The 13,419-nt window shown below is 44.7% G+C and carries 13 protein-coding genes; 1 reads left to right on the forward strand and 12 read right to left on the reverse strand.

The window, feature by feature from the left end:
- Nucleotides 1-18: 18 nt before the first annotated feature.
- From FQV43_RS05640 to FQV43_RS05685, 10 genes are all read right to left on the reverse strand, one after another.
- Nucleotides 19-570, reverse strand: a complete 552-nt coding sequence (locus FQV43_RS05640) for an adenine phosphoribosyltransferase (protein ID WP_144272978.1) — start codon at nt 568-570, stop codon at nt 19-21.
- Nucleotides 571-611: 41 nt separating this feature from the next.
- The gene (locus FQV43_RS05645) at nt 612-2,201 is read right to left on the reverse strand and encodes an ABC transporter substrate-binding protein (RefSeq protein ID WP_246846860.1); all 1,590 of its coding nucleotides are present in this window, start codon (nt 2,199-2,201) and stop codon (nt 612-614) included.
- Nucleotides 2,202-2,280: 79 nt separating this feature from the next.
- Entirely contained in the window at nt 2,281-3,408 is a 1,128-nt protein-coding gene (secF, locus tag FQV43_RS05650) for a protein translocase subunit SecF (protein WP_146340445.1), read from the reverse strand.
- 2 nt (nt 3,409-3,410) lie between these two features.
- Nucleotides 3,411-5,363 carry a protein translocase subunit SecD gene (secD, locus tag FQV43_RS05655; protein WP_146339383.1) on the reverse strand — a complete coding sequence of 651 codons (1,953 nt, stop codon included), beginning with the start codon at nt 5,361-5,363 and terminating at the stop codon, nt 3,411-3,413.
- Between the two features lie 196 nt (nt 5,364-5,559).
- Nucleotides 5,560-5,862: a preprotein translocase subunit YajC gene (yajC, locus tag FQV43_RS05660; protein WP_168195052.1), complete on the reverse strand. Its 303-nt coding sequence runs from the start codon at nt 5,860-5,862 to the stop codon at nt 5,560-5,562.
- Between the two features lie 62 nt (nt 5,863-5,924).
- The gene (gene ruvB / locus FQV43_RS05665; RefSeq protein WP_144272981.1) at nt 5,925-7,004 is read right to left on the reverse strand and encodes a Holliday junction branch migration DNA helicase RuvB; all 1,080 of its coding nucleotides are present in this window, start codon (nt 7,002-7,004) and stop codon (nt 5,925-5,927) included.
- 42 nt (nt 7,005-7,046) lie between these two features.
- Nucleotides 7,047-7,670 carry a Holliday junction branch migration protein RuvA gene (ruvA, locus tag FQV43_RS05670; RefSeq protein ID WP_146339387.1) on the reverse strand — a complete coding sequence of 208 codons (624 nt, stop codon included), beginning with the start codon at nt 7,668-7,670 and terminating at the stop codon, nt 7,047-7,049.
- Nucleotides 7,671-7,716: 46 nt separating this feature from the next.
- Nucleotides 7,717-8,316, reverse strand: a complete 600-nt coding sequence (gene ruvC / locus FQV43_RS05675) for a crossover junction endodeoxyribonuclease RuvC (RefSeq protein ID WP_144273436.1) — start codon at nt 8,314-8,316, stop codon at nt 7,717-7,719.
- A gap of 173 nt (nt 8,317-8,489) precedes the next feature.
- Nucleotides 8,490-9,245 (reverse strand): YebC/PmpR family DNA-binding transcriptional regulator, encoded by a 756-nt coding sequence (locus FQV43_RS05680; protein WP_146339389.1) that lies wholly within the window; start codon nt 9,243-9,245, stop codon nt 8,490-8,492.
- A 154-nt stretch (nt 9,246-9,399) separates the two neighbouring features.
- Nucleotides 9,400-10,287: an acyl-CoA thioesterase II gene (locus FQV43_RS05685; RefSeq protein ID WP_210415231.1), complete on the reverse strand. Its 888-nt coding sequence runs from the start codon at nt 10,285-10,287 to the stop codon at nt 9,400-9,402.
- A gap of 152 nt (nt 10,288-10,439) precedes the next feature.
- Between FQV43_RS05685 and FQV43_RS05690 the strand changes: the two genes are divergently transcribed.
- A complete protein-coding gene (locus FQV43_RS05690; RefSeq protein WP_146339391.1) occupies nt 10,440-11,744 on the forward strand; it encodes a hypothetical protein in 1,305 nt (434 codons plus the stop codon).
- Here the strand turns inward: FQV43_RS05690 and FQV43_RS05695 are convergent.
- Together FQV43_RS05695 and FQV43_RS05700 are read right to left on the reverse strand one after the other, a co-directional pair.
- Nucleotides 11,726-12,199, reverse strand: a complete 474-nt coding sequence (locus tag FQV43_RS05695; protein WP_146339393.1) for a hypothetical protein — start codon at nt 12,197-12,199, stop codon at nt 11,726-11,728. The genes FQV43_RS05690 and FQV43_RS05695 overlap by 19 nt on opposite strands.
- A gap of 3 nt (nt 12,200-12,202) precedes the next feature.
- Complete coding sequence (locus FQV43_RS05700; protein WP_146339395.1) at nt 12,203-13,372, reverse strand: glycosyltransferase family 4 protein; 1,170 nt, start codon at nt 13,370-13,372, stop codon at nt 12,203-12,205.
- Nucleotides 13,373-13,419: the final 47 nt, after the last annotated feature.

A 13,419-nucleotide genomic window follows, 5' to 3' on the forward strand; every position in this document is an offset into this window, starting at 1 on the left:
CACGATATTTCTAAAACTTTACTGTGGCTCATTGACCACAAACAAATCAGAACCAGCTAATTTTTCTCGCCCACCTAGTGAAGGAACTTCTAGAACCACACCAAATCCAGACACGACACCGCCACATCGTTCGATTAAGCGTCGAGCAGCAACGAGTGTGCCGCCGGTAGCAAGCACATCATCAATCAGATAGATTTTTTTGCCAACAAGATCGATGCCGTCTGCTGGTAATTCCAAAGAAGCAGTACCATATTCCAGAGAAAAATCTTCGCTGATTACTGGAGGCGGCAGTTTATTCTTTTTACGGATAGATAAAATACCTGTACCGATGTTAAAAGCCACCGCCGAACCAAGTAAAAATCCCCTAGCATCTAGTCCACCAATCATATCTGCTCCAGCACGTTGTGCTGCTGCAGAAAGCTCTTCGACGAGCATCCTAAAAGCATGACGGTCAGCAAGCACTGGGGTGAGATCCTCAAAAAGCACTCCTGGTATAGGAAAATCCTGCACTAATCGTGTTTTTTCGTTAAGCGCTTGATGTGCGTCTTTATATGGTGACGAGGTATCCATGTGGCTTTGTTCTTTCTGTCTTAGAGGTTATGAGGGTGCTGCTACTGAGTTTTCTGTTCCTTTGGCTGCCATCTATCCATGTTCCAACCAATACTATAGAGATCAGTGTTTGGTACAACATTTTCTACATTCTTATCCACCACAAATACTCGTGGATGCGAACTCAAAGGAATTGTAATCATCTGCTCCCATGAAGCAAGCTCATCTGCACGAACTGCTGCAACATCAGTGCTCAAATGTGGAATATAGTCAAACTCAACCATAGGGTCTACAGCTTGAATATACGCATCAGCAACACCTTCTGAGCGAAGTAACCCATTTTCATCAACAATAGCTTGCACCAAAGCGCGTGGTGTTTCTTCGTCTAACTCACCTGACACGTCGACAACATTGATGCCTGCTGGTGCACATGTCTGCGCAATGTTTTCTACAATCGCGGCTTTCCTCGAGTCTTCTCCTAAGTAGCCAATGCGAATTGTTTGTCCTTCAAGTGCGCGTGCAGCTTCAATATCAACCCCTAGATGCGATTGGGCTATATCACCTAATTGTGCAACAACAGGGTCATGCGCTCGGACTGTACGTACTGTGACTGGATGAACTTCTGCACCAGCATGCTGCGACGATACTTGGGCAATTGCTGTTTGGTCGATACACGCAGCAAAAGCCTTACGCAGTTCGATATCCTCGAATAGTCCTGAAGAACTAAGTAGTAGTTGTTCGGTTAACACACCGGCTTCAGAAACAATGTCATAGGGGTTGTAGTTGTCATCTCGATTGACCCAAGAAAGTGAATCGTTGTTTTTTACTTCTGCAATACCTAATTTTGTTTCTTTCGCTAGGCTTTTCAGATCTGTTGTTCCTGGCCATACCACTATTTTCTCGATATTAGCTGGCTCTCCGAAATAACGATCATTGCGGCTCAAAATTACTTCTGAATTCTGTCCAACACTGTCGATTTTATATGGACCAGAAGATACTTGGAGCTCAGGATCAAAATTGCTCAAGCTATATCCTTGATTCCAAATCTGAGCGATACTAGCAAGAGTTGTTTCATCACGATTGACCAATGCCGCGTTGAGGTCTGCTAAGGTTAGTCCCGCTTTATTAGCTATGGCGTGTGCAGGCAATAACACTCCTGGGCCAAATAATTGCCGCCAGCGTGCCCCAAATCCTTCCTTGAACACTACTGTTGCATTTTTAGAACCTGGATTACATTCAACTCTTTCTACCTGGTGCATAAGCGGCATATGCGAGCCGAAGAGTACATCCATATCCCCTGCGACAAATGCAAGTAAGAAAGAATCACACGTGACAGGCTCGCCATCAGAATATACAGCTTTATCCGAAATGGTATAGAGCACACGTTGATTATTACCAGGCAAGAATTGAGCAGTTGCGAAATCAGTATTGGGGATTAACTGCCCTTTAGGACCTGGAACATGCGTGGAGGGATATAAACGTGCTGAAAGGACTTGAGCGTTAGTAGCAACTCCCAAATCATTAGCAGCATTAGAAGTAAGCAAAACATTTTTTACTGCATAAGAAAACGTATCTGTATAAGCAGATTCTTGTTCTACCTCAGCTTTTCCACATGCGCCTAATAGGAACACCAACGTGAATGCAGTAATCACACAACAACACTTGTGGAGAATGGAACATAAAGAAAACTTTTGCTTACTTCTTCCCACTTATTTCATCCTTATCCCGTTGTCAGCTCTTATTCGGGCGCCAACTAGCACCTGTCGAATGCGAAGTGTACTGAGAAGTTGCGACATCACTGGTAGCTGTTACATCTTCCTCATAATCATATTCATCCTGCAATGCAGGACGTGCACTTTCGTTTTCAGCAAGGCGCTCATGGGTTACTTTACGATTGTGCGCTTTAGTCTTTGCAGTTCTGTTTTTCAGATCCACTAGGATTGGTGTCGCAAGGAATACAGAAGAAAGAGTACCTTCAAGCACTCCGATGAACTGTACCAATGCCAAATCTTTGAGTGTTCCTACTCCCATGAGCCAGACAGCAATAACCATAAGTGCGATAATGGGCAATACTGAGATCACTGTGGTGGAAATAGAGCGCATCACTGTTTGGTTGATTGCTAAGTTAGCGTGTTCAGCATAGGTTTTTCTTGTAGTGCCCAGGTAACCAGCTGTATTTTCCCGAACTTTATCAAAAACGATAACAGTATCATAGAGCGAGAATGCCAATACTGTCAGCAAACCAATAACTGATGCTGGACTTACCTCAAAGCCGCAGATAGCATAAATACCGCTGATCGCAATAAGATCCACGAACAAAGCAGCAATAGCAGCAACAGCCATCTCTTTTTGCAATCGAATTGCGATATACACAAATACTGCGATAAGGAATACCACCATCGAAATCAGCATTCGATTAGTAATCGTAGAGCCCCATGCCTCTGAAACAGTGGAGTCACCGATTACATCGGGGGTTGCTTTCCCAGTGCTATCTTGTGGTTTATATGCCTCATAAAGCTCAGTGCGAGCTTTAGTGATTTGATCTTCGCTTAAGCGCTCTGAATTTATTTCAAGAATTTTGCTGTCACCTGAACCGACAACTTGCACCTGCTCAGGAGTGACACCGGTAGCCTCGGTAAAGGTCTTTTCCACTTGCGCGGTATCGAGATTCGCTGCTGGCATATTCATCTTCGTGCCGCCGACAAAATCAATTCCTAAATTAAAACCGCGTAATGCAATAGCAATAATGCAAATAAGCAATGCAACTGCAGTAGTGATGTACCACTTACGACGCTTTCCGACGAAATCTATTCCGCCTTCGCCGGTGTAGAGCTTAGTTAAAGTAGTGCTTTCACTCATCATTACACCTGCTCTCTCTTATCGTTGTCATGCTCATCCTGAGCTATTCCCTGCTCATCGTCAGCTTTATGCGCATCCCTATGTGTTGATGCTAGTGGTTTAGCCATCCCCATTTGCGTATCCGAATGATGACTTTCTTTCACCGATTGCGCCAATACGGGTTGTGCCTCTTTAGCAGTATGCCGAGCTAGCGCAAACACTTTTCCAAGTCCGTTTACAGAGTGTTTAGCGGACCAAGGTTTACGAGAAGCAAGAATAACTAATGGTGCTGTTACGAGGAAAGTGACTAAAATATCGAATACTGTGGTCAGCCCTAAAGTGAAAGCAAAACCTTTCACCTCGCCAACTGCAAGAGCATAAATAATTACTGCTGCAATGAGTGTCACTGCATTACCAGTGATGATTGTTTGCTTGGCACGATCCCAGCCATGTGCTACTGCTGAACGGAAAGTTCTTCCGTCACGCACTTCGTCTTTAATTCTTTCATACAGCACCACAAAAGAATCGGCAGTAGTACCAATACCAATGATCAAACCAGCAATACCTGCCAGATCAAGAGAATATCCCACTAGGCGACCGAGTAGGACTAATGCGCCATAGACCAAAGCAAAAGAAGCACCTAGTGATAACAAGGAAATCAGGCCAAAGAAACGATAGAAATACAATGAATAAAGAGCAACGGCTATCAGACCGACAAGCCCTGCTATCAAACCTGCCTTCAACGAAGCAATACCAAGGGAAGCAGGGACAGTAATAGCTGTACCGCCTGATTCACCATTCTCACCGACGAAACTTAATGGTAAAGCACCATAACGCAAGTTGTTAGCTAATTCCTGTGCCTGTGCTTGAGTCATTGTGCTGCTGGTGATGGCAGTACGCTCACCAACTGGGGTAGGCTGCTCAATCTGTGGTGCAGACAATACTTCAGAATCCAGAGTAATAGCTACTTGACGACCAACATATTCATTGGTGAGTTTCGCCCATGTTTCTGAGCCCTTTTCGTTCTTCGCAGACTTGAACTTAAACGTAATCTGCATCTTGCCGCTTTGTGCATCAAACCCACCGGTAATTGGTTCATTAGTATCCACTTCATTACCTGTCAAGCGTTTTGCTTGAGCTTGATTAGCATCTTGGCCTTCAAGAACGGGAGAAGGACCAAGAATCATAGCTTGTTGTGCACTTGGATCACAGGTCACCAATGGGAGTGCAGGATCATCTGCACCTTGCAGTAGATCAGGTTTGTCGCTATCGCATCGCAATAAGAATGATGCCGATAATTGTTTTAAGGAAGTATCTGCCTGACGATCAGCAAGAAGAACGTCTGCTAATTCTTTGCGTTGCTTCTCAGCCTCAAGTGAGTTCACAGCCTCTTGTGGTTGTTTTGCAGATACTTTAGCTGGAGTAAGTTCCTTGGCTTCGGGATCATTTTGTTTTTTGATTTTTGTGAGATCCTCAGCAAGTTGTTTGAGACGTTCATTGGCTTGATCAGCGGTAAGTGCACCCACGCTGACCCAACGATTAGCCATCTTTTCCATCTCAGCTGGTAATGCCTCAAAATCAGCATCAGTCGGTGCAACTTGCGCTACAGGACGAAAAACTAACTGTGAGGTTTTACCTAAAGAACGCGCCTGAGCTGTGTCTTCACCAGGAACAGTAATAACAAGAGTATTGCCATCGGTGATGACTTTTGCCCCAGAAACACCCATACCATTAACACGGTTTTCCAAGATATTACGCGCTTGGGCTAATTGATCTTGCGTAGGTTGTTCACCTTGTGGCACGAGCGTAATTCTGGTACCACCTTGCAAATCAATACCTAAGTTAGGCTTTGGCAAGCGATCACCAGTAAAAAATACCAATGCATACACAGCAATGATTACTGCGATGAACAGCCCTAACGCCTTCTTAGGCCATGTATTCCATTTTGACCTAGCTCCACGGGATTTGGAAGGCAATGAAGTTCTCCCTCTTAGATTTTCTAAATAATCCAATAACTATACGCAATGAGGCGACATATAGAATTGACCAAATCACTATACTACTGCTGCCGCCTGAGCACACAAAACTCACAAACGCTGTCTCTATGGATCTATATGAATAATGTGTTTTTGGGTATTAGTTCTGTCTTAATTTTAATTTTTAATTAACTGCTCATTCATCGCGAGAATCATTGTGCGCAGTGCTATCAGCTATCTCAACATCATCATGATCGTTTTTCTTCTGCACAATTGCTGCTTTATCAATTACCACGACAGTATGCTGTGCAATCTCAAGTTCTACAGTTGATTCATGAATACCACGAATAACACCATGTATACGCGCAGTTGTCACAACGCGATCACCAATAACAAGATTATCTTGAAGATTATTTAACTCACGTGCATAACGCTGTTGCTTACGTTGCACAAAGAAAGAAGGCAAAATAATTACGACAAGCGCAATAATAAACAGCATAACATTCATAGCTACCTATAATGCCAGACAAAACTCCACTACGCATTTAACAGACTACTGTGCTAGCGCAACAAAATATCTTCTGGCGGTTCTAGTCCTAAATGTTGCCAGGCGGCAGCAGTAGCTACTCTTCCTCGATTTGTTCGGGTAAGCATTCCAGCACGTACCAGATACGGTTCGCATACTTCTTCTACTGTAGAGGGTTCTTCTCCCACTGCTATCGCAAGTGTATTGACTCCCACAGGACCACCACCATGACCTTTGATCAGCGCGCTTAGGACTGCTCGATCGAGTCGATCAAGACCTTGCTCATCTACATCAAAAACTACCAATGCAGCTTGTGCAGCACCAAGATCAATATGTCCATTGGAATGTATTTCAGCAAAATCGCGCACTCGACGTAATAAGCGATTAGCAATACGAGGTGTTCCTCGTGATCGGGATGCAATTTCTGCCGCTGCATCTGCGTCGATAGTTACCTGGAGAATTTTTGCCGCTCGCAGTACGACTTTGGTGAGGTCATCTGTATCATAAAATTCCATTTGGGCAGTAAAGCCAAAACGATCTCGCAATGGTCCAGTCAGCATCCCTGAGCGAGTTGTCGCTCCAACAAGGGTAAAAGGCTCTAGCTCTAAAGGAATGGAAGTAGCCCCTGGTCCTTTTCCGACGATGACGTCTATCCGGAAATCCTCCATAGCGGTGTAGAGCATTTCTTCCACAGGACGCGCCATACGATGTATTTCGTCAATGAATAAAACATCACCTTCCATGAGATTCGATAACATCGCAGCTAAATCGCCTACACGTTCTAGTGCAGGCCCGGAGGTCATTCGTAGGCTTGTTCCCAGCTCATAGGAAATGATCATCGCCATCGTCGTTTTGCCAAGACCAGGTGGACCTGATAGCAAAACATGGTCAGGGGTGACACCACGATTTTTAGCCCCAGTAAGCACAAGATCTAATTGATTACATACTTTAGGCTGCCCAATAAACTCTTTGAGACTTCGTGGGCGCAAGGTAGGCTCAGCATCCACATCATCACGTTGCTGATGTGCAGCTATTGCAGAGTTTCCAGATTGACCGCTTTTTACTCTTTCCCGAGCCTCAGGCACATTAAACTCTGTTTTTTCCACACTCGCCATAAGCTAGCTCCTCAATTATTCTGGCACTCTATATTGTGATTGCTATTTCTGTTCATTAAGCGCACTCAACGACGCTTTTAACACAGCCGGCATTGCTAAATCTGGTTGCGCTTGCATAATCGACGCCACAATAGGTTGCACAGTCTTTTCGGTAAAACCCAAACCTATCAGTGCTTCTACGACATGATTAAAAGTATCAGAAGATATATCCATGACTTCTTGCGAACCAACTGTACTCATCGTGTCGTCTGACTGGGCTGCGTGGAAACTACTTATTTTCTCTTTTAGATCCACAATCATTCGCTCTGCAGCGCGCTTTCCTACCCCAGGAACACGCTGCAATGTCTTAGCATCTCCTGTTGAAATCGCTTGAGCTATCTCAGAAACCGATAGTAACGACTGCACAGCAAGCGCCAACCGCGGACCAACACCAGATACTGTCTGCAGCACAGCAAACATATCTTTATCTTCCTGATCCAAAAAAGCATATAAAGTATGTGAGTCTTCGCGAATAACTGCACTGACCAACACAAAAATTTCCGCACCACGCTGGAATTGCGCCAATGTAGTAGTTGGCGCAATGACCTGATATCCCACACCATGACATTCAATAATCGCCTGCTGTGAGTCCAAGGCGACAACCGTTCCTCTTAAGGATGCAATCATGCTCTAGCCTGTTTCCTTTTGCTTTCCGACGCTCAACCCAATTTTTCTAAACCCGATAAGAACTAACATTAGCTTGTTGCTTCTTACGCGCCAGCACTCCTTGTTGATGTTGGCGACGAATTTCTGCTTGTTCTTCTTGCTCTTGTTGCCGCAAAAGCATTGGCGCTCGCCAGCAATGACAAATAGCAAGAGCCAACGCATCTGCCGCATCAGCAGGTTTGGGTGCTTGAGATAATCCTAAGATGCGAGTAACCATAGCAGTCATTTGTTTTTTATCAGCGCCACCATTGCCAGATATGGCTTTTTTTACTTCACTTGGTGTGTACATATGTACTGGGATATTACGTTGCGCCGCGCTTAGCATGAGAACGCCAACCCCATGAGCAGTATTCATTACTGTAGAGACATTTCCACGCTCAAAAACACGCTCGATCGCCACAACATCTGGACGATACTCATCCATCCATTCATTAACCGCTTGGCTTAGTTCCAATAACCGTTGAGCAAGCTGCGCATGACTAGGCGTACGCACCACTGCCACTGCAATAGGAATCACTGCCCTGCCTCGACCATTTTCCACAACCGAAAGACCACATCGAGTAAGACCAGGGTCAATACCCATAACCCTCAATCGTTCTGGCAGCATCTTACCCACAGCCTTTCTTAGTAGTACCAGTATGAGAAATCAGAAAGAAGCCTTGCACAAGGTTATTCCCACTAGGATATTAGCACATTTTTTCGATATGGTTTACATAATCAGTTTCCATCAAAAACAGCTCCATACCAATGGTATGGAGCTGTATAGATGGGCACACTATTTTATTCTGCTTCTAATGCCTCAAGTACTTCCTGGCTAAGATCCATATTGGAATAAACATTCTGCACATCATCAGAATCTTCCAAAGCGTCGATAAGCTTGAAAATACGCTTGGCATCTGCCAGCTCCAATGGCACTAACACTGAAGCACGGAAGTCCGTATCGGCCTCGTCAATCTCTATCCCTGCCTCAGTCAACGCTTCTTTAACCGCAGGAATATCACTTGGCGCAGAAAGAATCTCGAACTTATCGCCTACTTCATTTACCTCTTCCGCGCCAGCTTCAAGAACAGCTAGTAGCAAATCATCTTCGGTTAATTCGCCTTTTTCTACTAACACAACTCCACGACGAGAGAACAGATAAGACACTGCACCTGATTCCGCCATATTTCCGCCATTCTTCGACATGGCAGTACGCACCTCAGATGCAGCACGATTGCGGTTATCAGTCAGACACTCAATGAGCATAGCCACACCATTGGGACCATAACCTTCATACATAATGGTCTGCCAATCTGCACCACCGGCTTCCTCGCCTGAACCGCGCTTGCGAGCACGCTCGATATTGTCATTTGGCACAGAAGCCTTCTTGGCTTTCTTGATCATATCGTCAAGAGTGGGGTTTGCCGCAGGATCGCCACCACCTGTTCGGGCAGCAACCTCTATATTCTTGATTAGCTTGGCAAATTCTTTACCACGCTTTGCATCATTTGCAGCTTTCTTATGCTTTGTTGTCGCCCATTTAGAATGTCCGGACATTGACTGCCTTTCTCAGAGTGAATTATGCATTTTATGCTGATACTGATTATGTTTCGATACCACTTATAACAAGCTAAGAGAAACCACACTTACAGCTAACTTCGCCAATTATACTGCAATAACATATTTTATGAATTTCATGATTGCATTTTGCTCACGAATCCTTGTGAATACTCTCACGCGCATCTCCTCGTAGAATCCTCGTCAGCCCTTCCTGCACCACAACAGCTGCCAATTCTCCTTGCTGATTAAAAATTCGCCCTGTCACTACTCCGCGCCCACTTTTTGCCGTAGGCGATTGTTGCGAATACAGGAACCACTCATCAACTGAGCAAGGACGGTAAAACCATATCGCATGGTCGAGAGAGGCTAATTGCACCTTCTGCTCCTGATGATGCATCAAAGCAGCATGAATCAGGGTCATATCGGACATATATGCCAACCCTAAAGTATGAAGCTGCTCCTCGTCGCCAAGCTGATGCTTGTACTTAAACCACACATTCTGTATTGGTGATTGCTGCGTCGCAGGGCTCGCATCATAGTATTCCGATGGCACAATGCGAACATCCCATTCTGGCCATTCTGCCAGCAAATGCTGGTATCGCTGTGGTAAATGATCTCGAGAAATATCAATCTCATCAGGCGGGGTAACTACCGGCATGGGATCACTATGCTCCACCCCATGATCCCCATCATGTTGAAAACTAGCCATCATATGAAAAATTACTCGCCCATTTTCAGTTGCAGTAATGCGCCGGACAAGAAAACTACGCCCATCACGGATCTTTTCCACTTCATAGCTCGTAGAGCTGGTGGTATCACCAGCTCGCAAAAAATAAGCGTGTAAAGAATGAATCTGATAGCCCGCATCAACAGTTTTCCACGCCGCAGCAAGAGCCTGGGCAACAATTTGTCCCCCAAATGTACGAATCAGTGTAGAAGAATGAGGCTTGCTCAGAAAGAGCATACGCTCAGACCCTGGCTGTTTCTCCCACGGTTCCGCTATCTGTTTTAGGCTAAGGATCTGTTCTAATCTAGCCACAACGCCTCATCCCCTTTTTCTGTTTTCTGCCTTCGCGTTCTTTGTACGTTCACTGAGGTTTTCTTCAGGGTATCTTAAGTAATTATGAAAATGTGAAATCACACACAGATAAGAAACGCATGACAATAAAAACTCATGTAAAGTGTGCATTCGTGTCCGATAGTGCAAAGAACACCACGAAAACTGCCATAGTGCAACCAAAAATACAATCAAACCGAAAACTATGGTCGCGCCCTTTTTCGCCAATAAAAATAACAGCCATCTGGATTCTATGGCTCATCGCTAAACTTGTTATCATCGCGGGAGTCCACGCAGAACCAATGCCTACTGGTGATGCGCACTATTATTTTTATGGCATTACTCACCCGGAATCTGATGCACTCAATGAGTACCCTGCGCTACTTCTAGCACCACTCCAGCTACTCGCCCTATTCAGTAACGATGAAAACGCATTCACGATTGCGCTCATCATAGCTACTATCGCTCTCGACGCGATCTTCCTGTGCTTTATTCTCTGCCAAAAACAAAAAGGAACCTTTTCTGCTAGCGTTTTCTGGATCTTTTTCACTGTCACAGCACTGCATATGTCCGTTCTTCGACTAGATATTATTCCCGGAGTATGTATTGGCATCTTTGCCTTGGCTCTATTTACCTCGCCTACGTTTTCTTCCGCAATCCTAGCTATCGCAACCATGCTTAAACTCTGGCCGGGAGTATTAGCCGCAGGACTCTTAAGCAGCAAAAAGAAAATGAGCGCACGCACTGTCGAGGTTTTTGGGGCAACGATACTGCTTATCGCACTAAGCATCATCGGAGCTTCTGGCATTACTCGTATCACAAGTCCACTGACCTATCAAAGCGATAGAGGTCTACAAATTGAATCTTTTTGGGCCACCCCTTTTATGCTCTTACATGGTATACCCGGTCTTTCAGATGGTAGCTATGAAATTTTCTACGCACCGTCGAAAAGCTTTGAGATCAGCGGACCAGGAGTATCAACAGCCCTAATGATTTCTAGCATAGGGTTTGGATTACTAATCATTTTTTGTCTGTTATGGGCGGTCAAAACCCTACGCGCCCCCTATACTTATGACCCGCTTGTTACCCTTTCTTGGACAGTAACAATCATCATCTGTCTACTGGTTACTAATAAAGTATTTTCACCACAATATCTTGTTTGGCTTGGACCTATCTTGAGCATTTGCTTATTAAAGCAACCCCACAATAAGTATGTACGACTTTTGTGCATACTGTGCCTAGTAATTACTGCCCTGGGAACCTATATTTACCCGTTCCACTATGGCGATATTATGCAAGCAGATATTTTCTCCTGGGCATTAGTAGCACTAGCAGCTCGTAATATCCTCGTCTTTATCAGCGCCATTATCAGTGCTTGTTGGCTCAAGCAGACCTTATCCAACTCACCAACACGCAACAATCAATTCTCGGAAAAATGAGAATAATCCGTAAACTCAAAGAAACGCGGCATAACAGATGTGCCCCCTAATCTAAAAATTCGTACTAGTGGCCTGCGCCTGAGTGCACGCGTATCAGCAACTGCATCATTGTAAAAACGATGTGCCAATTGCACCCGAGCCTGCGCCTCTGCAATTCGCGGAGGCATATTATGACCCATCGCAGCAATGGCAGCAGAAATATCACGTTCCTTCTCACTGCGCTCTAAAAAAGAATCATATTTTAATGCCACAGCTTCTGCCGCGCTGGCAATGGTTTCATATTTTGGATCTATCGCAGCAAGCACTGCCGCCCGCTGATCGAGCATAGCTTGCAATGCTTGCAAAGAAGAATCAACACGAATATTCAATCTGTCGAGACGCTGTGCAATTGTATATAATTGCACAAAAAACAAGGTTACGACTACCGATGTAATGATGATAAGCAGGATATGCATAATTTATTTTCCGCATTGAGAAGATTGATCAGCATGAGCATCATACCCTACATATCGAGTATCTGAGACAGTAACTGTTTCATACACGCGCAATACTTTCTCGACTACATTATCCCAATCATAAATACGGGCTCGTTCTAAACCAGCTGTAATATAACGCTGGCGCAATGACTCATCATCAATGAGCAACGCTAACTTTTGGGCAAGTTCGCTAGAGTTTTCATTCTCGAAAAGAATACCTGCTGGCTGCTTCGCTTTAGCATTGCATACAGCCGCAAAGGCTTCTAAATCACTAGCAACCACTGCACATCCTGCCGCCATTGCTTCTACGAGAACAATGCCAAAGCTCTCTCCACCAGTATTAGGGGCTACATAGATATCAGCACGTCCAAGGATAGCCGCTTTTTGTTCATCAGAGACTTTTCCGACGAAATCCACTCCTGGAAGATCACGAGGGGTTCCTGCCCCAATAACCGTTACCTGTATTTTCTCTTGGTAGCGTTGCGACATAGAGAAAAGCATCTCTATAGCACGAAGCAAAATATCAAGCCCTTTACGAGGTTCATCTATTCTGCCCAAAAAAACAATCTCGATTTTCTCACTTTGAGCATTGTTTTTCTTATCCTGTGCCAACTCATAAGCACGACCAAACACTGAGGTATCGACCCCATTAGGAATAAGAACCGAATCGCCACCGAGTTGTTCTACTTGCCATCGACGCGCCATCTCGCTGACAGCGATACCACCTCGTATTTTCTCTAGACTGCCACGCAACACAGGCAAAAATAATTTCAGAACCCTGGACCCACTACTCGAAGTATGATAAGTAGCAACGATAGTGTCTTTGCTCATTAAAAGTGCAAGTAAAGAATAGCTCGGTGAGTTGGGCTCATGAATATGCAGCACATCAAAATTTCCATTTTTTAGGAATGCCCGCATACGTCGATAAGCACTGAAACCAAAAGATAGTCGAGCAACTGATCCGTTGTATCTAATGGGAAAACTTTTTCCACCAGGAACAACAAAATCAGGCAAATCAGTGTTTTCGTAAGCAGGACCAATGACGGAAACCTGGTGCCCGATGGAAATGAGTTTTTGCGCTAAATCAAGGATATGGGCTTGAACACCCCCTGGTTCATCAAAAGAATATGGGCAGACGATACCAATTTTCATTGCTCATATTCTCCTTCCATATCTTTATCCTTAGGTTGTGTGTGCGT

The organism is Corynebacterium sp. sy039, assembly GCF_007904105.1.
Taxonomy (GTDB): domain Bacteria; phylum Actinomycetota; class Actinomycetes; order Mycobacteriales; family Mycobacteriaceae; genus Corynebacterium.

What these genes read in the sequence shown, in the direction of transcription:
- ruvC (WP_144273436.1), bottom strand. Translation starts at nt 8,316, where the DNA reads ATGCTGCCAGAACGATTGAGGGTTATGGGTATTGACCCTGGTCTTACT.
- ruvB (WP_144272981.1), bottom strand. Translation starts at nt 7,004, where the DNA reads ATGGCGAGTGTGGAAAAAACAGAGTTTAATGTGCCTGAGGCTCGGGAA.
- FQV43_RS05700 (WP_146339395.1), bottom strand. Translation starts at nt 13,372, where the DNA reads ATGAAAATTGGTATCGTCTGCCCATATTCTTTTGATGAACCAGGGGGT.
- FQV43_RS05640 (WP_144272978.1), bottom strand. Translation starts at nt 570, where the DNA reads ATGGATACCTCGTCACCATATAAAGACGCACATCAAGCGCTTAACGAA.
- FQV43_RS05680 (WP_146339389.1), bottom strand. Translation starts at nt 9,245, where the DNA reads ATGTCCGGACATTCTAAATGGGCGACAACAAAGCATAAGAAAGCTGCA.
- secF (WP_146340445.1), bottom strand. Translation starts at nt 3,408, where the DNA reads ATGAGTGAAAGCACTACTTTAACTAAGCTCTACACCGGCGAAGGCGGA.
- FQV43_RS05695 (WP_146339393.1), bottom strand. Translation starts at nt 12,199, where the DNA reads ATGCATATCCTGCTTATCATCATTACATCGGTAGTCGTAACCTTGTTT.
- ruvA (WP_146339387.1), bottom strand. Translation starts at nt 7,670, where the DNA reads ATGATTGCATCCTTAAGAGGAACGGTTGTCGCCTTGGACTCACAGCAG.
- yajC (WP_168195052.1), bottom strand. Translation starts at nt 5,862, where the DNA reads ATGCTGTTTATTATTGCGCTTGTCGTAATTATTTTGCCTTCTTTCTTT.